Annotated in this window: 20 protein-coding genes; 16 read left to right on the forward strand and 4 right to left on the reverse strand. The window is 43.2% G+C overall.

All coding sequences use genetic code 11. The features are described from left to right. Positions 1 to 20: 20 nt before the first annotated feature. Positions 21 to 806: a helix-turn-helix domain-containing protein gene (locus tag QNM18_RS04370; RefSeq protein WP_284136475.1), complete on the reverse strand. Its 786-nt coding sequence runs from the start codon at positions 804 to 806 to the stop codon at positions 21 to 23. A gap of 126 nt (positions 807 to 932) precedes the next feature. Here QNM18_RS04370 and QNM18_RS04375 point away from each other — a divergent pair, with 126 nt between their 5' ends. From QNM18_RS04375 to QNM18_RS04410, 8 genes are all read left to right on the forward strand, one after another. Further along, complete coding sequence (locus QNM18_RS04375) at positions 933 to 1337, forward strand: hypothetical protein (RefSeq protein WP_284136476.1); 405 nt, start codon at positions 933 to 935, stop codon at positions 1335 to 1337. A gap of 72 nt (positions 1338 to 1409) precedes the next feature. Next, positions 1410 to 1919, forward strand: a complete 510-nt coding sequence (locus QNM18_RS04380) for a GNAT family N-acetyltransferase (RefSeq protein WP_284136477.1) — start codon at positions 1410 to 1412, stop codon at positions 1917 to 1919. Between the two features lie 74 nt (positions 1920 to 1993). Beyond that, positions 1994 to 6211: a DEAD/DEAH box helicase gene (locus QNM18_RS04385; protein WP_284136478.1), complete on the forward strand. Its 4218-nt coding sequence runs from the start codon at positions 1994 to 1996 to the stop codon at positions 6209 to 6211. Between the two features lie 219 nt (positions 6212 to 6430). After that, on the forward strand, positions 6431 to 7135 hold the full coding sequence (locus QNM18_RS04390) for an aspartate/glutamate racemase family protein (RefSeq protein WP_284136479.1): 705 nt from the start codon (positions 6431 to 6433) through the stop codon (positions 7133 to 7135). Then, positions 7132 to 7773 carry a hypothetical protein gene (locus QNM18_RS04395; protein WP_284136480.1) on the forward strand — a complete coding sequence of 214 codons (642 nt, stop codon included), beginning with the start codon at positions 7132 to 7134 and terminating at the stop codon, positions 7771 to 7773. The genes QNM18_RS04390 and QNM18_RS04395 overlap by 4 nt, the downstream gene beginning before the upstream one ends. Before the next feature lie 98 nt (positions 7774 to 7871). After that, positions 7872 to 8207: a hypothetical protein gene (locus QNM18_RS04400; RefSeq protein ID WP_284136481.1), complete on the forward strand. Its 336-nt coding sequence runs from the start codon at positions 7872 to 7874 to the stop codon at positions 8205 to 8207. Next, positions 8197 to 8445 (forward strand): hypothetical protein, encoded by a 249-nt coding sequence (locus QNM18_RS04405; RefSeq protein WP_211009479.1) that lies wholly within the window; start codon positions 8197 to 8199, stop codon positions 8443 to 8445. The genes QNM18_RS04400 and QNM18_RS04405 overlap by 11 nt, the downstream gene beginning before the upstream one ends. A 4-nt stretch (positions 8446 to 8449) precedes the next feature. Then, positions 8450 to 10045, forward strand: coding sequence for a PepSY-associated TM helix domain-containing protein (locus QNM18_RS04410; protein WP_284136482.1), 1596 nt, complete (start codon positions 8450 to 8452; stop codon positions 10043 to 10045). A gap of 91 nt (positions 10046 to 10136) precedes the next feature. On the opposite strand, the gene QNM18_RS04415 is transcribed toward QNM18_RS04410, so the two are convergent. Further along, positions 10137 to 10673, reverse strand: a complete 537-nt coding sequence (locus QNM18_RS04415; protein WP_284136483.1) for a hypothetical protein — start codon at positions 10671 to 10673, stop codon at positions 10137 to 10139. A 143-nt stretch (positions 10674 to 10816) separates the two neighbouring features. Next, positions 10817 to 12637, reverse strand: a complete 1821-nt coding sequence (locus tag QNM18_RS04420) for a cytochrome c peroxidase (protein WP_284136484.1) — start codon at positions 12635 to 12637, stop codon at positions 10817 to 10819. Positions 12638 to 12987: 350 nt separating this feature from the next. On the opposite strand from QNM18_RS04420, the gene QNM18_RS04425 reads away from it, so the two are divergent. From QNM18_RS04425 to QNM18_RS04460, 8 genes are all read left to right on the forward strand, one after another. Continuing rightward, the gene (locus tag QNM18_RS04425; protein WP_284136485.1) at positions 12988 to 13332 is read left to right on the forward strand and encodes a hypothetical protein; all 345 of its coding nucleotides are present in this window, start codon (positions 12988 to 12990) and stop codon (positions 13330 to 13332) included. A 334-nt stretch (positions 13333 to 13666) separates the two neighbouring features. Continuing rightward, positions 13667 to 14935 (forward strand): efflux RND transporter periplasmic adaptor subunit, encoded by a 1269-nt coding sequence (locus QNM18_RS04430; protein WP_211009484.1) that lies wholly within the window; start codon positions 13667 to 13669, stop codon positions 14933 to 14935. Between the two features lie 16 nt (positions 14936 to 14951). Further along, positions 14952 to 15647 carry an ABC transporter ATP-binding protein gene (locus QNM18_RS04435; RefSeq protein WP_211009485.1) on the forward strand — a complete coding sequence of 232 codons (696 nt, stop codon included), beginning with the start codon at positions 14952 to 14954 and terminating at the stop codon, positions 15645 to 15647. An 8-nt stretch (positions 15648 to 15655) separates the two neighbouring features. After that, complete coding sequence (locus QNM18_RS04440; RefSeq protein ID WP_284136486.1) at positions 15656 to 17023, forward strand: ABC transporter permease; 1368 nt, start codon at positions 15656 to 15658, stop codon at positions 17021 to 17023. Between the two features lie 4 nt (positions 17024 to 17027). Further along, positions 17028 to 18251: an ABC transporter permease gene (locus QNM18_RS04445; protein WP_284136487.1), complete on the forward strand. Its 1224-nt coding sequence runs from the start codon at positions 17028 to 17030 to the stop codon at positions 18249 to 18251. 45 nt (positions 18252 to 18296) lie between these two features. Further along, positions 18297 to 19631, forward strand: a complete 1335-nt coding sequence (locus tag QNM18_RS04450; protein ID WP_284136488.1) for a sigma-54-dependent transcriptional regulator — start codon at positions 18297 to 18299, stop codon at positions 19629 to 19631. Continuing rightward, entirely contained in the window at positions 19631 to 20953 is a 1323-nt protein-coding gene (locus QNM18_RS04455; RefSeq protein WP_211009489.1) for a sensor histidine kinase, read from the forward strand. Before QNM18_RS04450 ends, QNM18_RS04455 begins: the two co-directional genes overlap by 1 nt. A 59-nt stretch (positions 20954 to 21012) precedes the next feature. Beyond that, positions 21013 to 22086 carry a hypothetical protein gene (locus tag QNM18_RS04460; RefSeq protein WP_284136489.1) on the forward strand — a complete coding sequence of 358 codons (1074 nt, stop codon included), beginning with the start codon at positions 21013 to 21015 and terminating at the stop codon, positions 22084 to 22086. A gap of 73 nt (positions 22087 to 22159) precedes the next feature. Here QNM18_RS04460 and QNM18_RS04465 read toward each other — a convergent pair whose 3' ends face one another. After that, positions 22160 to 24034, reverse strand: a complete 1875-nt coding sequence (locus QNM18_RS04465; protein ID WP_211009491.1) for a S8 family peptidase — start codon at positions 24032 to 24034, stop codon at positions 22160 to 22162. Positions 24035 to 24540: the final 506 nt, after the last annotated feature.

Genomic DNA, 24540 nt, shown 5'->3' on the forward strand with positions numbered 1-24540 from the left:
TCTTGGGGTATGAGAAAAAACTACTTTTTATTTTCTTTACGCCACGCCGCTGGCGTCTGACCTAAATGCTTTTTAAATTGGCGAATAAAATGTGTGGTATCACTCCAACCTAATGTTTCAGCCAACTGACTGACAGGTAAAGCGGTATGTAATAGCTGAGTACAGGCTTGAGCCAAACGTTTTTCAGTGATCCATTGTCCTACTGTATAGCCTGTTTCTCGCTTAAATAGGGTCGCCAGATATGGGGGGCTAACATGCACAGCCGTACTCACTTCATTTAACCCAATGGGCTGTAGAAAATTAGCTTGAATATAAGCCAGTGCGCTTTCAACCTTTGCATTATATTGGGTTTGGTTTGACGCCAATGCGCTTGCCTGATTAAGCTCATTTAATAATAGAATGACAAAGCTGCGCTGGACTTCTAAAGCGAGTTTTCGTTGCTGTGCCACCATCAACTCATGAAATAATGTGACGATAAATTCACGTCTATTCTGTTGGGTTTTGCGTGCTGGTAGCTCCCCCCTTTTGACACATTCAAACGGCATCATTAAGTCACTTGATGTTAAACTCAAACAATCTGGACAAAAGCTCAACCACAAAACCTGTAACCCACTCCCCTCTAGCAAGGAATGAGGGACACCGGGCGGCACAATATTAAACATGCCAGGTAAAACCTGAAAAGGAGCGCGATGGGCAACAGTCATTTCGCCCGCCACGATGTATGTGAGCACACACTCCGCGTGTGAACCATGTTTTTGCTCTTCCAGCTTATCTAAAAACGCCTCTCCCACCGTAAGTGCGTGCATTTAATTTCTCCCAGCGCCCCAAAACAAAGAATAAGCCGATTATCAATTAAACCTGTCAATTTTTAACAGCTATAAACCTAACTAAAATAGCCAACATATTAAAAAACGCAGATTGATAGGTGTATTATGATTGATTCTACAGAGACAATAAACTTTTCCGCGGCCTTGATTGGCCTCACGCTACATATTTTGATTTGGGAAAAGCTCCCTGACTGGGGCACTTGGTTTACTGCGCTAATCAATAAACTACCTAAACCAGCAGCCTACCTCTACGACGCTTGGCATTGCCCTTACTGCTTTGGGTTTTGGATCGCACTGTGCCTCCATGGCATCACACAACAATTTACGCTCCCAAGTTTACAAGTTATGCCGAGCGTTATAAGCATTGCCGCAGTACCAATTGCGTGGTTTTTAGATGCTCTTGTTACCGCGCTATTCATTTATGTAGGTAGCTTGCTACTAAAAGCACTTGCAGGTCCCGCACTATCCGGCCATCAGCAACTTATGGCATTTAAACAGTCACAAAAATAAAAAGCTAACTAACATTAACGAATACAGATTAGTGGGCAGTCGAGATTGGCTTGCCCATGGAGCAATTTAGTTATGACGCCTTTGTTTCAAACTTCGAGATTAGATTTCTATACCTGTAGCGCATTGCTGGAAAACCCCAAACGCGCGATACCCACCGTACAGATACTCACACCTTCTGTGGTGTCGTTTTTACCGCAAGATTGGCAATCTCCACCCCAAGATTGTCGCGCACATCATTGGCTTAATGACAAATTAAAAGAGGCTGAAATTTACATCGCAGTACCCAAGCAGTCATCTCTCAATTCAACCTATATCCCCCTTGGAATGGCTATCGTGCACAGCGAACAATACAATGCTCACCTCGGTTATTTAATTGCCGAGCAAGCATGGGGAAAGGGATATGGCACCGAATTACTGTCGGGCGTAATGGATTATTTAAAACACAACACAGCAATTCAAACGGTGCACGCAGGTGTTGACCCATCTAATCTCGGCTCTATCCGCGCCCTTGAAAAATGTCGATTTGAATTGGCGCAAGCATCAGTAGCTGGAAAAAATTCCTTTTATATCTATCACTTTTAAACCTAGCATAAAGCTTGTGACAAACGCTGCCATTTGGTACTTTCCCCGGCAATACCGTATGTTTAGGAATACTTTTGGACGCAATCAATCGCTCGCTTAATTTGACAGCTGACACACATGCCACAATAGAGCGGCTTTATCAAAACTATCTGGCACTCGATGACGATTACAAAGCGCTAGTTCAGGTGCTTGCCGTCGTGTTTAAATCAGCTTCGACAATCAAGATTAAACAAATATTGAAGCGATTGGCAGAGCAAGGAGTCATCGCGCAAGGCAGGCCAATATCAGCGTTAAGTTCAGAATTAACAGCGGTACTTGAAAGCAAGCAGTTGGCACTGTGTGAGCAATTAAACTTACGTATTAATCCATTGGTCGCGAACCTTGTCACACAACATGTTCAGAAGCTCGGACTCTTATTGCCTATTTTAAAATGTGCAGAAGAATATATACCGGTTCTCAATGCCTATGAATGGGAACGGGATCCAGAAGATGAAAACCGCCTAACACGTGACTTTTTATTTTTAGGCCAAATACCCAAAGCAAAAAACCGTCTCGCATTTAACAAAAACCCGCAAGTAGTCAATGTTCACAATAACGCAGCATTGGTGCATTTTGTGTTTTTCCCATTTCAGTTAGATACGTTTCTCGAACTCCCAGAGGATATGCAATATCAAGCTTTTGCAGCTCTGTTATCTAATCAAAAACAGTTTGGTATGGACCCAAGTGAAACAATTGAGTTGTTAGCACAGGCTCAAGCTCAGAGCCCGAATAATCGTAATCTACGTTTACTACTGTGTGAAAGTTTGTTGCTGATGAACGATACTGAACAAGCGCAACAGCTCATAAAAGCCAGTGACATAACGAGTTACGGCCAACAGCTTAAGGCCTGTTTTTTACTTCTAGACAATCAATTGCTGGCTGCATGTGATCAGTTCAATGCTGCATTGCAAGCACAACAAAAATACTCTAAAAAGAAAGCGCCTTACTTACATGGCTTTTTTGGCTGGTTGCACTTAATTGCTTTGATGGCATCTGGCACTGGTCAAAATAACCATATTGAACAAGCAATGACGCTTGCTAGCAATCAGCTCTCAGACAAAAAAGGTACTAAAGCAAATTATTATATTGGACAACTATTTGAATGCTTGAGTGAATCTTTACTAACTTGCGCTCCTTTTATTACTCAGTTTTCAGAGCAGGAACGTGATTTACAAGACAGCCCTCTAACCTATTATGTATGCCAGCTTTTCTCTCTGTTTGCTTTGTACTGGTGCAAACAACCTTTTGATCATCCACAATTAGAACGATTGACACTATGTCGCGCATTTTTTGATGCTGGCCGGCTCAACATTTTGTCAGCTATGGCTAATCAGCTGCAAGTAGAGGCTAATTCGACAACATACAATACGCATTTAGCGCTGAATTTTCCTAGGCTCATCAAGCAGCAATCTGAGTGGGACCTAGCGCTGGATAAATTACTAGCGCTAGCGCCCGCACACATTTCATCGGAGCAAGACAAGACTCAAAATACAGAACGGTTAATTTGGCTTCTCGATATAGATAAAAATAGTGTACGTTTCACTGCAAAAATACAAAAGCAACAACAAAGCGGTTGGAGCAAGGGTAAAGCGGTCTCTCTTGAAACCCTGCATTTAACCCATCAGGAATTACCATTCTTATCACCATCGGACCTCAGTATGATTGAGGCTATCTCCATTGAGCAACACTGGCAGCAAACGCATTATCATTTGGAGAACATCAGTGCACTTCGCACAGCCGTTCACGCCTCGAACATCTATCATGTGAGCGATTTAAATGAGCCGATTGAAGTGGCAGAGTCGCCTGCTCAACTCGCTATTACCGAGTGCGGAGATCAATTACTGTTAAGTTTGCCAGAACTCCCCAATGACTTTGCAAAACGCAGTGCTGTATATTCGATAAGAAAGGACTCAGAATATAAGTATGTATTTACTTACTTTGAAAAACCACACTTAAAAATCGCAAGTATAATTGGCGAAAACGGACTACTTATCCCCAAACAAGCTAAGCAAAAACTCATTGCTAGTATTGCGGCCATAGCACCGCTGTTAAACATTCAATCGGATGTGAGCGATATTGATATCGGCCTTGAGACGGTTGAAGCACAGCAGCAGCTGGTGATCAATGTCAGTCCCTATCAGCAAGGTTTGGAGTTTCACTGCTTAAGCATGCCCTTTGGCGATGTAGGCCCTGCATTTCACCCTGGGGTGGGCAATGCAAGTATCAGCACAGAGATCAATGGTAAGCGCATTGCCACCAAGCGAAATCTAGTGATGGAACAAGAACTACTAGATAACCTAGATACACAATGCCCTGCTTTTTTAGCTATGGCAGACAACCGGCTTTGTATTGCAGACCTACAAGATGCGTTGTGCGCACTAGAGCAGCTAGAGCTCTCGCTACAAAAAACGCCACCACTGGCGGTCCAAATTCGTTGGCCAAAAGGAAAAAAAGTACAGCTCTCTGCTCCTTTAGAGTCACAGCATTTACAACTGGCTATCTCTAAGAAAAATCAATGGTTTGATCTCAATGGTGAACTGCAAATCAATGATCAACAAGTGATAGAACTCAAAGATCTACTCAAGCTTGTTGAGCAAAGTCATGGCCGATTTATTGAGTTAGACACACAGCAGGTAATTGCGCTGTCTCATGCTCTTCATGAGAAACTTGTTCAGTTAAATCAAAGTACAGAGCAAGGTCGGTTTCACCCCTTAGCCAGCCCAATTGTCTCTGAAGCCACCACTGGCATGCGCATGAAAACACTCCATGCGTGGGATCAGCAATCGCAGCTAATGCACCAAGCAAACACTTTAGAGCTCGCACCACCAGCTGATTTACAAGCAACACTTCGCGACTACCAATTGGCAGGCTATGACTGGGCCATGCGACTTGCCCATTGGGGCGCTGGGGCCTGTCTCGCCGACGACATGGGATTGGGTAAAACATTACAATCTCTCGCAGTCTTGCTATCGAGAGCACACAAAGGACCCAGCTTAATCATTGCACCAACATCAGTGTGCTTTAATTGGCAACAAGAGGCGCGCAAATTTTCCCCAACTTTAACATTAAAAATGCTTGCGCACTTCCCCTCTGGCGAAAAACGCCACGCGCTATTTTCAGAGCTTCAAGCCCATGATGTTGTCGTTGTCAGCTACGGATTACTGGTGCGCGATATTGCATTATTAAAGGAAATAAACTGGTCATCTATCGTTGCCGATGAAGCGCAGGCGATTAAAAATCCGCTCTCACAACGGGCAAAAGCGGCTTGCGCGCTAAAAGGTGAGTTTAAAATGATCACAACAGGTACACCTATTGAGAACAACCTAGTTGAGTTATGGTCGCTCTTCCGTTTTGTAAATCCAGGGTTACTTGGGAATTTAAAACGCTTTTCAGAGCGCTTTATTCAGCCAATAGACAATAAAGATGAAAAGCCCATCGCAGCGCGCTACGCGCAGCAAAATTTAAAAACCCTATTGCAACCATTTATCTTGCGTAGAATGAAACATCAAGTGCTCACCGAACTTCCTCCGCGTACCGAGATCAACGTCCCGATACAACTCAGTGACGAAGAGCAAACCTTGTACGAAGCGCTGCGACAGTCGGCGATCGCGAATATTGCAGAGGCCAATGAGCAACAAGATACTGGGACTCAGCATCTCGCAATGCTCGCTGAACTGACCAAGTTGCGCCAAGTTTGCTGTAACCCTAATTTAGTCGCGCCAGAGTTAAGTCTCAGCAGCGCAAAATTGGCAAAACTTGATGAGTTACTATTAGAGCTCCGCGACAATGGCCACAAAGCGCTTATTTTTAGCCAATTTGTTGGTCATTTGAAATTACTCGAAGCACATTTGCAAAACCGCGGGATCAGATATCAATATTTAGATGGCTCAACCACAGCGAAACAAAGACAAGAACGTGTCAATGCATTTCAACGTGGCGATGGAGATGTCTTTTTGATCAGCCTTAAAGCAGGTGGCTCCGGATTGAATTTGACCGCAGCTGACTATGTTATTCATATGGATCCTTGGTGGAACCCCGCTGTCGAAGCACAAGCATCAGATCGCGCACACCGTATTGGTCAATCGCGTCCTGTAACCATTTATCGCCTTATTGCACAAAACACGATTGAGGAAAAAATCTTGGCCATGCATGAGCAAAAACGTGATTTGGCGCACCAACTACTCAGTGGTCATGATGCGATTTCCAAACTATCAGTAAAAGAGGTTTTAGAGTTACTTAAGGATACGTTATAACTGAAGTAACAAAACTGGCTGTAGCTTAAAACTGCAGCCACTTACTCAGCCCTACCTAACACACCCCCCCTGTTTGTCATTGCATCCCCACAATTTGATTGGCAATTACTTTTGCTTAAATAGAAGTGTCATAGCGTAATAGTGCTGTAATGGATTTACATACAAAGATATCGATAATGTAGTGCATACTAAATAATTGAACAGTTAATAGATAACACCATGCGTACAATTGGCATCATTGGCGGAGTCGGGCCTAGTGCAAGTGCACAATTTTACTTAGCTTTGCAAAAACAGCGAAGTAAATTGGGTCATAGGCCTCATATTCTCCTAGACAGCATACCTGTGCCCTATTCGCTAGAAGAGGAAGCGCTCACTCAAGGCGCTGATCTGATGCCCTACAAGAGTCTACTCATTAAATCAGCAAAAAAGCTAGAACGCGGTGGCGCAGATTTCATTACCTTGCCTTGCAATACGCTGTCGTGTTTTATCAAAGACATTAAAGCTCATGTGCAGATCCCGGTACTCAACACAGTTAACCTCACAGTCAAAGCGCTCGCACATAAAAAAGTTGAAAGTGCAGGATTATTTGCCACCTCACACACAATAGAGCAAGGTCTATATGACAAAGCAATGCATTCCTATGATATCAATTTAATAATACCGACACCCAATGAGCAAAAAAAAATTGACCACTATATTATGTCGCAAGTTCGCCGCGCAGAAGCCCTTCAACCAAAATGTCCATCTGCCCGATTAAATGATATCGCTCAACGCTTACTAGCAAGGGGAGCAAGCCAGCTTATATTGGGCTGTACAGATCTACCCCGCTTGGCAAATATACCTTTAATAGACCCCATCACAGAGTTAACAACCCAAAGTTTGCAAATGCTACGAGAACCACAACAGGTATATCTAAATTCATGAGCCATAACCAAACACTTATCAATACATTTATCAGTAAAGCCGTACACTTTGACATCAAGGAGTTTACCTTGAGCAATATCGGCGGCAGCAAAGCATTAGCCAACTATTTGCACGCAGCCTATTGTGAACAAGATGCTGTTGTCAATTTGGGTTTAGTCTGCCCTCATTGCAAAGGTAATAACTTCAGTGTCAGCACTGACACATACCATAATTTGACACACTGCCCTATTTGTAACTCAGAGCTAGTTTCCTTCTGGAGCCCGTCACGCACAGAGTATTACTTCACATCCAAGATCAATAGTTTAGGGTATCTTGCATTTCACAACGGCCAACTTGTTGGACTCATTTGGGGTTTCCCCAAATCCTTTAAAAACAGTACAAAGCTCGAACTCTATGCCGATTTGCTTGTGATAGATAAATCGCTGCATAAAAGTAAGACGGGTATGGGGTTGATTTGTCGCCTAAAACAGCATTTTGAAAATAGCGCTAGAGCACATGGATACAGCCACTGGCTTGGAAGAACTCAAGTAACCAATGCGCCTCTGATCAGTACTTTTAAGCTATTTGGCGGCAAAATCGTCGGCCCTGATCCAGGTGACCCAGCAACTAGAACACTTTGGTCTTTTCCCCTATTTTAGTGAGAGGCCCACCATATTTTCACTTTGCTTGTAAGATCTTCATACTTTTATTGTTGAAATTTGATTCACTTATTGAAACAATAAACATCAAAATAACAATGATTTTTATTTCCATGAGCTTTCTCGCTATTATCCCTATATGGATAGCATCTTTGTTGCTATACCTATCTAGCCCCAAGCAACGCCTGCTGGCTAACCCGATTAATAAGTGGCTAGGCTATTTGGTGGCACTTGCGCTATATCTTTTTGCAAACGCCCTTTTCGCACATACCTTCCCCCTTGTGTCTGCACTTTTGGCGAGTCTAGTGGTTTTGATGTTAGGCTTGGTCTCTGTGACGATCCTGTCAGGTAAGTCTAAGCGCTTGTTTATGACAACGTCCGTGCTTCTCGTTGTCCTTTGCTCAACAGTTGGAGGGGTTGTCTATGTGGCCTAAATCAATACTCGGATTTATTTTTGGCTTACTAATTTCTATCTCTATCGCACTCAATACCAACTTAATTCTGCCGTTTGAGGAAGACACTCGCCTGCTCATAGGCCTTATTTTAGGTTTTCCTATTTGGGCCGGGATCATGGTTTGGGTCTATGCCTTTGAAACCTCACTCAAGGCAGCTAAATATTTGTTATTAGTATTGCTCCCATCTGCACTCCTTAACGTAATTTTAATGGTGTAACACAGTGAAAAGCCAAACTTTAAAGTCTCTGACTAATGCACATGCCTGGATTGGCCTAATCATTTCATTTGTTTTATTTATCGTATTTATTGCTGGTTCTATTAGCTTGTTCCGTGAAAACCTCGATACTTGGGAAAAAGTCGCCTTGATTGGAGAGCATGCTCCTCATAGCCAACAAGTGTCTTACGATACTGTTATGGCAAAACTAGACGAGCAGTATCAAGTTGATACACACCATATTTTCTACCTTTACGAACCAACTGAGCGCAACCCATTCATTCAGGCGTACTTTGCCGTCGATCTTGAGGAGCCCCACCCAGAAACTGGCGAAGACCACCAAGATATGAGCTTGTTGCTCGACCCGGTAACTGGCGATGTTATAGCCCCCGCGAACAACTTCCAGTTTGCCAATTTTGTCTATCACCTCCACTATGATTTAGGTATAGGGCGCATAGGTCTCTATTTTGTCGGCATCATCACATTGTTCTTTTTTGTTGCCTTACTCAGTGGTGTAGTGATCCACTGGCGTAAACTGTTTAACAACTTTTACCAATATCGATTTGGTGCCAACAAGGATAAATGGCTCGACGCCCATAACTTAATCGGTACCATGGGGCTGCCATTTCACATCATGTATGCATTCACAGGGCTGGTATTTAACTTGGTCATTGTCTATCAAATATCTTACGCCCTGATCTTATATCAAGGCAGCCAAGAAAAAGTGCTTCAAGCAGCAGGGTTTAACGAACCTCATATTGAAGAAGCTGACACTCGCATGGCAATGACGGGCATAGACGAATTGTATGTCAGGGCCATGGAAGAACTCGGCGATGTCACACTTAGACGCATGATGATCGAGCACTTTGGTGATGAAAATGCCGTATTGGTTTTCATGGCGAAAAGTAACGATGAGTTTTCCAACGAGGTGGACGTACGTTATACCCTAAAGGATCAGAAGCAAATTTACATTACGCACGATAACTACGACAACAATTTGCGAGGGGGTCTTGCCACTATTGCCAGTCTTCATTTTGGCGATTTTGCAGGTTACGGTATGCGTATTGCCTTTTTCATTCTTGGTCTGGCTACCGCCTATGTGATTATCACCGGCAACCTGATGTGGATAAGCAAACGTGCCAAACAAAAAAAGCAGAGCCAGCGTAGCCTTGCTTTTGTCACTCGGTTAACATCAGGCGCGTTTATTGGCTGTATGATTGCAATTGCGTTAGGTGCGGTGGCAGCCAAAGTATTGCCGATAGACCTCGAAGGTCGTATGACGAGCATTCATACCATCGTTTATACAAGTTTCTTTATCTGTACTGTCGCCTCATTGTTTATCAAGCAACAACCTCAATTCTGCCAATATTCGCTCAAGTTATCCGGGCTTGTCTTTGCACTTGCTGCATTGGCAAACATGCCGAGCTACTTGCAATATGGCAGTGTTTTATCAAACGCAGTGCTAGTAGATTTGTTTATTGTCGACCTCATGTTCATTACAATCGCTAGTTTGTGTTGGTATAGCGCCCAGAAGTTTGCGAAAAAGGCAAAGCAAGTCCAACAAGACATAGCTCAAGTCCAAGGTGAACTGTCAACTAGCTAATAACAAACACTTCACGGCAAAACTCTACAAGTCCAGCATCTATTGGCTGGGCTTGTATCTATGGACTAAGATAAACACACTGTTATGTGAGTCATTTGTCACTTTGTCTAATATTACCCGCATTCAACTCCGCCAGCAGTTTCCATGAGCTTGTCGTTACCAGCGCCAAAGTCCATATTACTAAACCGACGACCAAATAAAGTGCATTATTAACGCCGATAAATAGCAGCACAGCCACTACACCAAACATCAGATATGTCAGCAAAGATAGCAGGTAAATCTTAATTGCTCCTGACACCTGAACACTGTATTTTGATTTGTCTTTTAGCTCGACTTTCAACCCCCGTGCAGTGATCACCAGCGCATAAAGCGCGACTAGAAATAATGGTATGGTTGTACCTAGGAGCCCTGCTTTAGGGATCATGAAAATAAGTGAAAATACCACCAAGTATAAAAACGCTTTAAAAGTGTGTTGCGCAAGGCGTTTTACGCGAACACACTCGGGGTGATTTAGCACTTCGTGACGTAGTGATAGGCTAACAAAAAGTAACCCTGCGAACGTTGCACTTACTTGAGATAGTACGGAGTAAAACTCATGCCAAACTTCTATCATTGAATGAAAATCCATCACTACGCTTTCCTTCGATTATGCATACTCGGATATCATCCTAAAACAAAATTAACCTGAAAAAAAGAATGTAAATAATAGAAAATTCAATGATATATAGAAAAGTAGAGAGCAGGCACTTTGCATGCCTGCTAATATACCTTTTACAGCGCCTCCCCTTCCTTGTTGATGGCATCAAACTGATGACCATCTGGCCCACCATCTCTTGGTGGGATCAAAGCATTGATCTCATTGCTACCAGCAATGGCCTCAGGATCAGTCAAAGCACGTAAAAACGCGGCCAGATAACCTACTTGTTGAGGGGTGAAACCGCGAATAATAGCCTCATCGCTCCGATCGGATGCGGCTCGATTTTGTGCATTTAACGCCAACACGTATTCGCCAGCGTCACCAACAACTTGGGCACATTGCTCAGCATTTAAGTGTTGAAATTGCGCCAACCCACATGTCTCGTTTTGACCATAAAAGCGCTCTAAAGAGCCTGTCACGTCAGAATAGTGCTCAATAACCCGCTCTAAAGTTGCAAATACTCCTTTATCTCCATACGGTGCTGTGATCCCCACGTTGAGTAAACTTGGCATTCTAAACTGGTTTTTAAAGTTGCCATCTGCAACACCATGAGCACCAATTTGTGGGTATAGTGGACCTCGCGTCCGTTCAGGCGTGAACATTACACCATCATGACAATTTGCACACCCAGCCCCGGTGTAAAAAAACATCGCGCCGCGCTTTTCTGCCTCGTTTAGCTTTTGACGTTCACCGTCAATATAGTCAAAAAATGGGTTATCTATAAACATAAATGACGCCTGATAAGCAGACATAGCGCGAGCAATACGTAAAAAGCTTACTTGTTCGTCACCAAATGCAGCATGAAAATAAGGCTTCCACTCCTCCGATAGACGCTGTGCAATAAACTCACGGTAAGCTTGAGGTGACTCAAACCCCGAAGGATCACCCATTTCTGCAGGAGCCGTGATGGGAAAGTGTGCCTGCGCCATCAAAAGGCGTAATGGATCTGTATTTTCCACCTCTTCATTCATCAGACGTGTAACTGCCAGTTCCGGCGTTTGTATGTCAGCGGTTGACACCGTGCCAACATCACTGTCGCGATTCGCTTCTCGCAATCTCACTCGTTGATCCCAAAACATGCTATCTACCCACAGTGCCGTGTTGCATATTTGAGGTGAGCTGCGTCCGACAGAAGGTATCACTTGACCGTCCGTCCTGCCGAGCCCCATGATATCTGGATCATTGGCATTTACGCCCACAGACAAAGATAAGCCATCACTGCCACAGCTTTCTGCGGGATGATGGCAGGATGCGCACGAAGTATCGAAGTTTTGACTTAAAGCTTTACTAAAAAAGAGCCTTTTTCCCAATTCAATCAGTTCTTGGTCTTCTTGGCGACGGTAACGCGCTGCATAAGCTTGCATATCCGCGAGCCCTTCTCGCAATGTATAGTGCTCGATTAGCTTATCCATACAAGTATCAAGCTCTTGTTCAGGGATCGCATCAATATCATTAGTACCACAGTGGTCTACCAACCTCGCGATACCCACTCTGATCACAGACCCATTACGCAACCCTTCGTTGTCATCATTTTTCAAGGTCCTCACACTGTCTATGTTTGAAGGAAGGCTGATTTTTCTCCCTAAGCCTTTGGCAACAGCGACCACATGATAGGCATGCTCCACGTTAGGGCTCGCTGAGGTATCGATAAAAAAGGTCATCTTGGTGCGGCCTACTCGCTTGCCATCACGAAAAACGCGATATCCAGTGATGCCCTCCACATCTTTTGGGGCCTGCCAGTTCAATCCCACTTCTGTGGCTGAATGAACCTTGGCGATCAGTTGCTCTGGCGCAGATACTTCTATTGGGGTATTCGCTTGCACTGTAAATCCCCCCATAAAAATGGGAATGAGCGCAAGTTGATATATCGAGCGACGGTAGTTTTTTCCAAACATTGCAGTTCCTCCATAACGACTACCAAATTCTTGTTGGGGTTATGTCGATGACCTCACTTGAGATTAAGATGTCATTCTTTTTCATCCCTAAAATGAAAACAAATTCATCAAAATCATAGCATTAGCGCTAAATCAGGCCACCAAGTCAGAATATGCGCATGAAATAAGGAAAGAATATGAACAAAACCAAATTATTTAGTTTTTTTGTATTAGATTTAAAGTAAAAATTAATATTAAAATCCTAACCAGCTCTACAAAGATCACATGCGCGTGTTAACGTGACTAGTAATCACCGTGCTTAATATGAAATAATTACCCTACTTGGAAACTTAACCTTCATAGATTGTTAAATGGAATTACACTATCAAATTGAATCTGCTTTCTTAGTGATGACTTTACTGTTTGTGCTCACACTCGTCCCCGCTAAAGCTACAGTGCGCTTTATTGGCGCAGACTATGGCAGCATCATGCGCTGCGCGCTCGCCGTTTTTATTGCCACCATTACTACACTTTATGCACTTAGCACATTACATGGCCCACTCGGTCTTTCCCTATCTTTTGTATGGCTGGTATTTCTTTTTAATCGCATTTTGGGATTATCAAAAACATGGAGCAGTATTTTCACTATCTGGTTAGTATTGATCCAACTTGCCGTACTCCATACCTTGAGCCAATATGGGATAAATTGGCAATAATCAAACGCCATAGCTTCGACCTCTATATTGATATATAAAGACATAACCATCATTTTTACCTCCATGACGACTTTTACTCTGTAAGTATCAATCACAAAACAGAGCGACGCTTCACGAGTACGTCGCCGTTAACTTTGTGCCTTTCATTCAAACCAGTAAATAATTGTCCGGCGTCCGCTTTAATTTTACTGTCCGCGTACTGTCCGGTGTCCGTCCGATGACCAATGAACACTCGCCACAAAATAAATAAAACACAATAAAAACAATAGGATAAATGTTGGCACAGTGATTGATATATAAAAGCAAACGACATAGATTCAAGGAGCCGGACGCCATGATCCGCAATACATCACAACAGGATAAAGTAATAACAAAAAAGCCCACTGCGAAAAAGTGGCTGTTGGCAGGGCTTGGAGGCATTGGGCTTCTCAGCGCTGTCGCACTGTCAATTGAAGACTTTTCACAACTGTTATCCGCAGAGCAAGTGGTATCAAGTCAACAGCTAAAAACAGCACAAGTGGTCAGGGGCGATATGATCCAAGATATACGAGTAGAAGGACGTACCCTTGCGGCTGTTAGCCCGTCACTCTACGCCATTGCGTCAGGCACCGTGACACTGCATGTCAAAGCCGGTGACTCCATCACTGCCGGACAAGCGTTAGCGAGCTTGGATAGTCCAGAGCTTCGCAACCAATTGCTGCAAGAAGAAGCCACATTAAGGCGTATAGAAATGGAAGTAAAACGCAAGCAAATTGCCATCAAACAACAGCAGCTCGACAATACACAAAAGATGGAGTTGGCAAAAGTAGAACTTGAAGCTGCACAGAGTGAAATGGCCCGTGCAAACGCGAGCATTGAAAAGCAAATTATTTCCAAACTAGAGTTAGAGCAAACCATGGTTGAACTCAAACGTGCAGAGCTCAATGAACGCCATGCTATCGAGAGCTTGAAACTATCACAAGAACAACTCAACTTTGAGCTGCAAAGCACCCAATTGGATTTAGATAGACAACGCCATCTTGTCACTGATTTGCAACGCCAAGTGGATGCTTTAACACTCACCTCACCGCTCGATGGCATCGTTGGCAATTTAAATGTTCAGCAAAAACAACACGTACAACGAGATAGTGAGCTGATGTCACTGGTTGATTTGAGTGAATTAGAAGTGGAAGCATATATTCCCGAAAATCTCGCAGATGAATTGGGCATTGGGTTGAAGGCCAAAGTGCAAATTAACAACCAGTACTATCTTGCAACACTGATGGCCATTTCACCTGAGGTCGAAAATGGTCGCGTGTCAGGTCGTATTCGCTTCGACCAACAACCTGAAAGTTTGCGCCAAAATCAACGTGTCAACGCCCAAATTATCATTTCCCATAAGCAGAATGTTCTAAAGGTGGAACGCGGTGCATTTGTCGAAACTGGCTCCGCAACTACCACCTACAAAATTGCAGACGGCAGCGCAATTAGGACACGTATCACATTGGGTGCAAAAAGTATCAGAGAAGTAGAAGTAAAAAGCGGCTTGCAGGCTGGTGATACCATAGTAATATCTAGTCTTTCCCCATTTGGGCAAGCTCAACAAGTCATTCTAAGCGAATAAAAATAAAGGAAAAACCATGCTACAAATGAATAATATCAGCAAAATCTATCGTACTGACTTAGTCGAGACACACGCTCTAAGTGGAGTAAATCTCAGTGTTGAAGAAGGTGAATTCATCGCAGTGACTGGTCCATCAGGATCAGGCAAAACCACCTTTTTAAACATTACCGGCTTATTAGAAACGTTCGAAGAAGGACAGTACCTGTTAGACGGGGAAGACGTCAGCCAACTTACGGACAAGCACTTGTCAAAGCTCAGAAATGAAAAGATAGGATTTATTTTTCAAGGCTTCAACCTCATTGCTGACTTAAATTTATACGACAATATTGAGGTGCCACTCATTTTTCGCGGGATAAACAGACAAGAACGTAAAAAACGTATTGAAGAGAGTCTAGAGTTGGTTGGCTTAGGTAGCCGCGCAAGTCACTTCCCTGCACAGCTTAGTGGTGGACAACAACAACGGGTTGCCATTGCCAGAGCTCTGGCGGGCAAACCGAGGTTTCTATTGGCGGATGAACCTACTGGTAACCTAGATACCATGATGGCTCGCCAAGTTATGGAACTCCTACAAGAAATAAATCGACAAGGCACCACATTGATTATGGTGACCCATGATAATGAATTGGCACAAAGAGCGCATCGTAATATTCAGATCTTAGACGGTCAGGTCAGCGACATAGCCAAAAGCCAATTGACTGATTTAGCGGTATAGGTGATCCCATGAAAGATGCATTTCACCTTGCATGGCAAGGATTTAGACAAAAATCAAAACTCACTGCTCTGATGATAGTGAACTTGGTGATCGGCATAACCCTGCTACTCACTATGGGAACCATCATTGATCAAAGTGGCCGCTCAGCGATGTCTCATAAGCTAGATGTACTTCAGCACCTCAGCCTCAACTTCATGGATGCCGAGTTTGATAGACGCCACCCACTAAGAACGCCACCTTTGACCTATCGCGATGCACAAGCCTTGTCCGATGCATATGAGGCAAAAGAGATTTCACTGCAAAGTTTAAGCTTTAACTACACCACGTCGTTTGTTATCGACCTCGACGACAGTAGTGCAAGACCACTAGATGCAACAGGCTCAGCAGTCAATCACCGCTTTTTTGAGATGATGAACACGCCCTTTTTGTTTGGCAATGCCTGGAATAGCAATATGGATGACGCCAATGTCATTGTGCTTGATAAAAAAGCCAATGATCATTTATTTGCAGGGACAAACTCTGTTGGTAAGTTTGTGATGATCAATAACCAGCAACTAGAAGTTGTCGGCGTCGTTGATTTATCTCAGCATACTCACCGCTTTCAGAATATTAGTTTTAGCAATCGAAATAATGACATGGCATTTGTGCCTATGGATTACGCTTTAGCAAATAACTTACCGAGAGTCGGTTATATGCCATGTATGACTAAAGATGAAGCTCTACGTCCTGAGCTGCGCCAAACCAATGTCACAGGCTTGAAAAGTGCCGAGTGTGGCTTCTTGCATGCATGGGCGCAGGTTTCACCAGACAACACACAGGCACAAATCGACGAGCTGACACTTTGGATGAGGAACTACACTCAGCAACAATCAACCCTAGGCCGATTTACCCACAGTGAACCTTATTATATTCAATCGTTAAAACTGCTCCATGACACCATTTATCGCTTTATGGATTGGGAGCGAGTGTATTTAAATTTCGCTTACTTGCTGTTTGCTATCACCTTGGTGAACACGGTCGGTATTTTACTGGCAAAAAATCAACACAGGGCCAAACTGGTCTCTCTTTACCGAGCACTCGGTGCGAACCGGCTATACATTGTAAAACTACAAATGATTGAATTACTTCTCGGCGCCACCATTGCCATCATATTAGGCTTGATTGGTGCACAAATCGGCCTTTATGTCATGTATCTTCTGGCTATGTACCAAATGGATTACGTCGGCGTGGCAGAACAAGTACAGCGACTTTACAGCATGGATATGTGGTTCGCATTTAAAGCAGCAATGGCCATCTATTTTACCATTTTAATCGCGGGCTTATTTCCAATTATCGCAGCCAGCCGCATTGCTCCCGCATCTCAATTAAGAGGATAAGTTCATGGCGATTAAACATATTTTAAAACTCATTTTAAAGCACAAAAGTATTTCGCTGTTGATCACGCTACAAATTGCTATAGCGGTCACCATTGTCGGCAATACCAGCTTTATCAGTTATCGTACATTGCAAAACTGGCTTGTTCCTTCGCATATTGCCGAAGAACAAATTATTAATGTTTACACGCGTGCATTTGACAAAAACCTTGATAAAGGCGCGCTCATCGAACGGGATTTGCAACGCCTAAAAGCCTTACCTGGCGTTGAATCTGCAAGCTATGCGGGCAATGAATTGGTATTAGCAACGGTAAACGGTCGTAACTTTGCACACAATACACTTGATACAGACAATCAGGGAGAGTATGTTGCGCTTTTTGCCCAAACACAGGGCGGCGCTGAAACCTTGGGGGTCAACATAAGTCAAGGACGCCATTTTTATGATACCGAGTATATCTTTGGCGCTGCTGCTCAAAATCAACGCGCCAGTGTTGTGATGATAAGCAACGCGTTAGCAAAGAAGCTTTTCCCGCAACAAAGTGCCCTTGGTCAGACAGTCTATTTGCATAGTGATCGCGCCCCCTACCAAGTCATTGCCATATATGACGATATGATGTTGGGTGAAACCGCTGTCTACACTAACAACTGGTATCACTCGGCAATTTTACCCGAAGCGCATTACGGTCGAAACAGCCAAATTAACTATTTGGTAAAGGTGGCACCAAACACAGACAAAACCGTACTCGAAACCATTGAAGACTTACTATTTGAAGAAGATGGCCGAATAGTACAACAAGTTGAGTTTGCGGCCCGCGCAAAGAAACGTTTGTGGGATGGTCGAAGTACCTTTGCATTTATTATGATGGGGATCAGTGGCATTGCAATTTTGGTTACTGGAGTCGGGATCATTGCATTAGTCTCCTTCTCAATATCTGTACGTAAAAAGGAAATTGGTGTGCTACGTGCTTTGGGTGCAAGCCAATCTAGAGTAATGCAAACACTGCTCATCGAAAACTCAATTTTAGCCATTGTGGGCATCATATTGGGACTATTTGCTGCGCTGTGGCTAAACCAATATTTTGTTACTAATCTCCGGATCCAAGGGCTCATTGTGCCATGGTTAGCAGGCTTAGTAGCCTTATGTGTATGGCTATTAAGCGCCACAGCAGTCTATATCCCTGCTAGAAAAGCAGCTAGAATAGCCCCCGCACAGGTTACAAAAACCAGTTAAATAACAAGCCGGTACATTTGTACCGGCATTATAAATGATAAAAATATGCAAAATAAAATACTTGTGATCGATGACAATCAAGATGTAATAAAAGCACTCAAGCTATTGTTCTTACTCAATGACATTGACTGCGATGGCGCGACAACACCTGAACAAGGGCTCGAATTATTGAACAGCCAAGCCTATGATTTAGTCATTCAAGATATGAATTTCAGCCAAGACACCACCTCAGGTGCGGAAGGCAGAGCACTCTATCAAGAGATCCGAGCACTCAACCCAGACCTACCCATTATTTTATTGACCGCATGGGCTGACCTAGAAACTGCAGTAGAACTTATCAAAGATGGGGCCGCAGACTACCTAGAAAAGCCATGGCGAGAAGAAAAGCTACTGGCATCTGTCAATCAATTACTTGAAATGTATCGGCTTGAAAAAGCACAATTTCAGCAGCAAAAGCAATCAAGAACACGTACTAATAAGCTAAACGAGCAGTTTAACTTAGCAGGCCTCGTCTATGCGGACACAGCAATGCTCAGTTTACTCGAGGTCGCAACACAAGTGGCCCACTCAGATGCCCCCGTCCTCATTACGGGACCTAATGGTGCCGGAAAAGAAAAAATAGCCGAAGTGATTGTCGCCAACAGCGCCTATAGCGACAATGCTTTTGTTAAAGTCAATGCTGGTGCGCTGCCAGCCGACCTAATTGAGGCTGAACTATTTGGCGTAGTCAGTGGTGCATACACAGGCGCAACAAAGAGTCGTATCGGCCGATTTGAAGCAGCCGATGGCGGCACTATTTTTTTGGATGAAATAGGGAATTTACCACTTTCAGGACAACAAAAGTTACTGCGCGTGCTACAGACCGGTGAATATGAACCTGTTGGCAGTAGCCAAACAAAAAAAGTCAATGTCAGGGTACTCAGCGCAACCAATGCTGATTTAACTGCCGCTATTGCGAGCGGCGTATTTAGAGAAGATCTGTATTACCGCCTGAATATGATTGAATTAAAACTCCCTGCACTGGTAGACAGGCCCGATGACATTATCCCGCTAGCAGAACACTTTCTGCAAGGCCATAAGCGGTTCAGCTCTGGCGCCACCAATGCATTGAAACGCCATAATTGGCCAGGTAATGTCAGAGAGCTGCAAAATGTCGTTGGTCGTGCACAATTACTGGCTCAGAGCGAACTAATTGAAGCTTCTGATTTAGGACTAAAACCCAATCAAACGAATTCTTCAGCAAATACGGGGCTATCAGCACAGGACATTCAAAATGCCTTACAATCACACGATGGTAACGTCACACACGCGGCAAAAAGTTTAGGCTTAAGTCGCCAAGCAATGTATCGCCGTATGGACAAATTCGGGATAGCACGCTAATGAAGTATAAGATGGGCTCTTTGGCTGGAAAAATGTCATGTTTTGCAACGATCTTCATCCTGCTTGCCACAGGCATTCAAGGCACGTTATATGTTATTGAAGCGCCTTTTTTAGTCGGTTTACTTATATCACTGCTTATCACATTGCCGTTGGTATTTTTTAGCTGCGAATATATTTTTCAGCAGCATAAGAGAACCATAGATACACTCACGAACGGCTTAAAAAGCATTCATGATAATGACTTCTCAATCCGTATTTCCGAACATCAAGAGTCCGATTTAAGTACTGCAGTGAGTATGTACAATAAGCTCACTACTCACCTAAAAAAGCAACGACAAACACTTAATCAGCGAGAAATACTGCTAGATAGTATAGTGCAAGCGTCTCCGATGGGGATCGTATTACTCGACCCCTTCAAACACATAGTGTATTTTAACAACGAATCTACCCAGCTTTTAAAGTCCTCTAAATTAGAGGGTATGACCTTGCACCAATGCTGTGAAAATCTGCACCCCTACTTACAAAAGTCGATTACTCAAGCACAGTCTGGCATGATCAGCTTCGAACAGGACGACACCAAACAAAGTTACTATTTGAGCTTTAAAACCGTTACATTTAATCATCAACCACACCAGTTAATGATTTTAAAAAATGTCTCCCTAGAGCTCAGCCAAGAAGAGCTCAGTATGTGGAAAAATGCTATTCGCTTGATAAGCCACGAGCTAAATAACTCGCTAGCCCCCATCAGCTCACTGACGTCATCCGCAAAAACAATGTTAGTGCAAAATAAACACCTCGAATTACTGCCAGATATTTTGCAAACCATAGACCAAAGAACCATGAACCTAAGTGAATTTATTGCGCAATATGCTCGCTTTGCTCGCTTACCCAAACCTAACTTAAATTATCACCCACTAAAGCCCCTATTTGATCAGGTGAGGACTTTATACTCTTTTGAGTTGCTCGCACCGCTACCTACTGAGCAGGCCTATTTCGATGCGGCGCAAATAGAACAGGTGTTGATCAATATTTTAAAAAACGCCCATCAGTCAGGTAGTGACATTACACAGGTAGCAGTTAAAGTGGTCAAAGACTACGACCGATTGCGAATTGCAATTGTTGACCGAGGTACAGGTATTGTAAATGGCAACCTCCATCAAGCCTTGTTGCCTTTTTACTCAACAAAACAAGATGGTTCAGGTATTGGACTCAGTTTGTGCAATGACATCATTCATGCCCACCACGGTCAAATAAAGTTGAAAAACCGTGCTCAAGGAGGCCTGATGGTTGAATTTGATATCCCATTGCGAGAGACTACGTAATACAAAAGGATTTACGCTACTAACACGATTTTATGTAGCTTTCTCACTAAGGTTTCAACATGTTATCACATACTAAATTTTGGGTTGGTCTAAGCGTTATAACCTTGATGGGATGCCAAGCTACGCAAACAAGCAACAACCCTGTCGTGAAAAAAACCGCCCCTTGTTGGCTGCAAAACCCAGTTGTTGAAGATCAAATTGGCTTTATTGGCACGGCAGCCCCCTATAGTGCAACCAAAAATGGCTCTATTGTCGCCAGCAGACAGCGAGCAGCGGCTCTGCTTGCTAACTTCCATGGCTTACCTAACCTAGACAATCAAATTGAATCGCTTTCAGTAGAACAAAAGCACCTTGTTTTAGCAAATGGTAGGGAGATCTACTTTTCAGATCCCTATATCACTTCAGACACTTTATACATTTACGCCAGTACGCACCCGATTAAAGCACGGCAAAACTGTGAGGCGATAACGTGTAACTTCACTTTGTGCGAACCTAAGTGGTTATGTAATGGCGACAACAGTATTATTGGAGCCAGTTATTACACTGCATTCTCTCATCAACAACTGCCAATGACCGCAGTCAACGCACAAGCATTGGCTGGATATCTAACGCAAGCACGTGTGAATATTCAAGAGCGTTATGCCGAATCATATTCAGCGGACCAACATCGCACACATTTTTCACGTCAAGGGGAAGTCAATGGTAGTGACTATCAACTTCCGCTTATTATGACCAATAGCTGTCAATACGGTTCAACCTTGTTTGCAAATTACCGCATGCGTGAATATCAGCAGGAGAAAGTAACTCGTCAATCATGGCGAGAAGTTCACCAATACCAAGGTAGAAGCGTTGTTATGGGTAATTTCGGAGAAGATGGAACCATAGCGCCAGATAATCTGATAAGTAGCGCGATAAAGTTTGCCATCCGTGATGCATTAGTTGAACTTGCTAAAAACAAAGGGATCACGGTTTCAGCAACCAGTACCCTGCTTAATCAAGGTGGGCGGTTTTATCTCAGCGATACACACTTTGATGTTAAGCAAGTTGTTAGTGGGCAACTACTAGATTTGCAAGTTCAATATAAAAATGGTTTTCCAGTTGTTTATGTTTGGCTACTTGAGGGTCACGCCTAACATATCACCACATCGAACCGAGATAACTTGACTAATACAATAAGGGTCACCAGACCCTTATTGTATTGTGCATTTAACCACCACACATCAAACTTAAGCCTTTACAACTGTAGGCTGAGTTTTCATCTTCCAACCCGGAAAAGTCTAATATACTGTATCCACCATCATCTGGTGTTGATTGGCTTTGATTATTGGTATCGCACTCTCCTTGCTCATGCCACATATTAGGCGCTAGGATAGGGCTGGCTCCTTTATTCCAATAGTGAGCACTATATATTTTGCCTTGGTAAGTCACCTGCTCTCCACCTTCATAGGATTTGTTGTGATACCACTGCATAGGGCATGCAGGTGTTTTCCCAGACTGCAAATAGGCAAGTGCTTCTGCAAAATTTGGTAAACCATGACCATAGACACTATCTTTGCCTGCGGCACCTAAGTCGTGGCTTGTTGATCTTAATGCATTAATAATTTGCGCTCGATCCCAATTGGGATTTTGCGACCATAACCTTGCGATCCCACCAGAAATAATGGCCGTTGCTTGCGATGTGCCAGCTCCGACAACATAGTCGCTATGATAACTTCTGATCGCCACAGACATATTCGCGCTATCGGTGACCACTGGCCACTGATGTACCAGCAATGTCGGGAACTCAGTGTAGTAGTCAATGCCTCTTAAGCGTCCATTTGGATGTTGAGGATAGTTAATCAGCAATACTTTACCCCCTTCAGCAACACAGCTCGATTGTGCGCTGCTTAAATTCTGACGCGTTTGGTAAGATAAAGTACGCTCGGTCATTTGTTGTTGCACATCTTCGGCTGTTAACGTATAGACGCATTGCTGTGGAAGCGAAGTTTGCATCGAATAGCTACTCAGACCCACGTCGATTTGCGTATACTTTAACGCATCTGAGATGCCTCCGCTGTGTTGAATAACCACATCTTGCACCGCATAATGGCTGCGATTTGCCGTTGAAAGTATCTTGCTGCCAGGTGCAACAAAGTCAATATTTGGATTGGTTGGCGAAAAAGCGGCGATATTGCCATCCGTTTCCAAAGCGCCAATCGACAACACATTGTGATATGAAGCCGGGTAATGCAATGCATCATTGTACTGACCTTGCAATTTCTTCTCTCGTGAGCCGTGATTCCCTGCTGCAGCTACAAAAATAAGGCCTCGATCGTAAGCAAGTCGATCAATGACGGACATGGTCATCGGTGAGAATTGCTCACCACTTAACGACATATTGATAACCTTTGCACCTGAATTTGCGCATACTTCAATGGCTTCGATTAGATTCCCACCCCAAATAGCAGAGTTTCTTCCATTGGCGGTTTTTATTAATTTATGGACTTGTAAGCTAGCTCCCCCTTCGCTCAGTGCGCCCTTTACGCCGATACCATTATTTTGTGCAGCAATGATCCCTGCCATGTGTGTACCATGACTCAGTGCATCTTGATCCCAAAAGCCAGCATACACACTATGATAGCCATGAATATTGGCAGGCAAGTCTGGATGGCTGCTATCTACACCTGAATCAATAACACACACAGAAATGTCATTGGATGCCGAAGGTAATTTACTGATAGATGTCGCTCGTAACCAATATGGCTCAAGCTCACTGTATGCCAGCACATCGAGACTATTTGAGGTTGCTTTATAATAATCTAGAGAATTACTGCTCAGAGATAAGCCGTAGTCAGCTTCAATTGATACTCCGTCTATATGGATTATCTCACTCACCTGTTGATGTGATAGTACCCCTTGAGCAATGATTTTTTCACCACTTTGGCCAATTACCTTTAAAGAACCAAGAACGTTTTGAGAAAGCTGCCCATGTTTGTATTGAACCAAATATGCGCTGTCATTATTTGATGCGTGCGTGCCCGCACAGAGCCCCAAACTAACCAACACACTCGCAAAAACTGCACTTCTATTGAAAAGCCCCATACTAACTCCTAGCTAAGTGATATTTATATTTTTTATATTATTTTCCCTAACCCATTGTTAATACTGAATTTAAATTCTACATTTCCACGATGCGAACACGTCCTTTAATGCAACATAACTTCTCACACGTACATATATCCAATTACTTAACGTTAAGCTAAGCCATTACCTATTTTACATAGGTGCTTCTTTTTACTTACTTTTAAGATAATTGTTAAATTCGAGATATACCTATTCAAGATCTTTCACAAAAATGGATAAATTACGCGTAAAAATTAATCTGCACTACTTCTCTTATACCAGTTTTTTACCCAATCCCAAAGCCAGATCTTGAACAGAAAACAGGCTCCTTTGTAGTTCAAACGCCTATTTGATTAAAAAATAACAAAACAAACCACAAAAAACTCATAAAAATTAAAAAAAAGTAGATTTATTAAAAAATTCATAGTAAGCAAACTTAATTTATACATAGGATATTAACGTTTTCGAAAAAGTTGTGTAAAGCA

This window comes from Pseudoalteromonas obscura (assembly GCF_030135505.1).
GTDB lineage: Bacteria > Pseudomonadota > Gammaproteobacteria > Enterobacterales > Alteromonadaceae > Pseudoalteromonas > Pseudoalteromonas obscura.

Bases quoted from the DNA above. Each gene is read 5' to 3' on its own strand.
- QNM18_RS04445 (WP_284136487.1), top strand. From the start codon at position 17,028: ATGGCGATTAAACATATTTTAAAACTCATTTTAAAGCACAAAAGTATT.
- QNM18_RS04395 (WP_284136480.1), top strand. From the start codon at position 7,132: ATGAGCCATAACCAAACACTTATCAATACATTTATCAGTAAAGCCGTA.
- QNM18_RS04440 (WP_284136486.1), top strand. From the start codon at position 15,656: ATGAAAGATGCATTTCACCTTGCATGGCAAGGATTTAGACAAAAATCA.
- QNM18_RS04380 (WP_284136477.1), top strand. From the start codon at position 1,410: ATGACGCCTTTGTTTCAAACTTCGAGATTAGATTTCTATACCTGTAGC.
- QNM18_RS04415 (WP_284136483.1), bottom strand. From the start codon at position 10,673: ATGGATTTTCATTCAATGATAGAAGTTTGGCATGAGTTTTACTCCGTA.
- QNM18_RS04390 (WP_284136479.1), top strand. From the start codon at position 6,431: ATGCGTACAATTGGCATCATTGGCGGAGTCGGGCCTAGTGCAAGTGCA.
- QNM18_RS04465 (WP_211009491.1), bottom strand. From the start codon at position 24,034: ATGGGGCTTTTCAATAGAAGTGCAGTTTTTGCGAGTGTGTTGGTTAGT.
- QNM18_RS04450 (WP_284136488.1), top strand. From the start codon at position 18,297: ATGCAAAATAAAATACTTGTGATCGATGACAATCAAGATGTAATAAAA.
- QNM18_RS04435 (WP_211009485.1), top strand. From the start codon at position 14,952: ATGCTACAAATGAATAATATCAGCAAAATCTATCGTACTGACTTAGTC.
- QNM18_RS04375 (WP_284136476.1), top strand. From the start codon at position 933: ATGATTGATTCTACAGAGACAATAAACTTTTCCGCGGCCTTGATTGGC.
- QNM18_RS04405 (WP_211009479.1), top strand. From the start codon at position 8,197: ATGTGGCCTAAATCAATACTCGGATTTATTTTTGGCTTACTAATTTCT.
- QNM18_RS04430 (WP_211009484.1), top strand. From the start codon at position 13,667: ATGATCCGCAATACATCACAACAGGATAAAGTAATAACAAAAAAGCCC.
- QNM18_RS04425 (WP_284136485.1), top strand. From the start codon at position 12,988: ATGGAATTACACTATCAAATTGAATCTGCTTTCTTAGTGATGACTTTA.
- QNM18_RS04460 (WP_284136489.1), top strand. From the start codon at position 21,013: ATGTTATCACATACTAAATTTTGGGTTGGTCTAAGCGTTATAACCTTG.
- QNM18_RS04455 (WP_211009489.1), top strand. From the start codon at position 19,631: ATGAAGTATAAGATGGGCTCTTTGGCTGGAAAAATGTCATGTTTTGCA.
- QNM18_RS04400 (WP_284136481.1), top strand. From the start codon at position 7,872: ATGATTTTTATTTCCATGAGCTTTCTCGCTATTATCCCTATATGGATA.
- QNM18_RS04420 (WP_284136484.1), bottom strand. From the start codon at position 12,637: ATGTTTGGAAAAAACTACCGTCGCTCGATATATCAACTTGCGCTCATT.
- QNM18_RS04370 (WP_284136475.1), bottom strand. From the start codon at position 806: ATGCACGCACTTACGGTGGGAGAGGCGTTTTTAGATAAGCTGGAAGAG.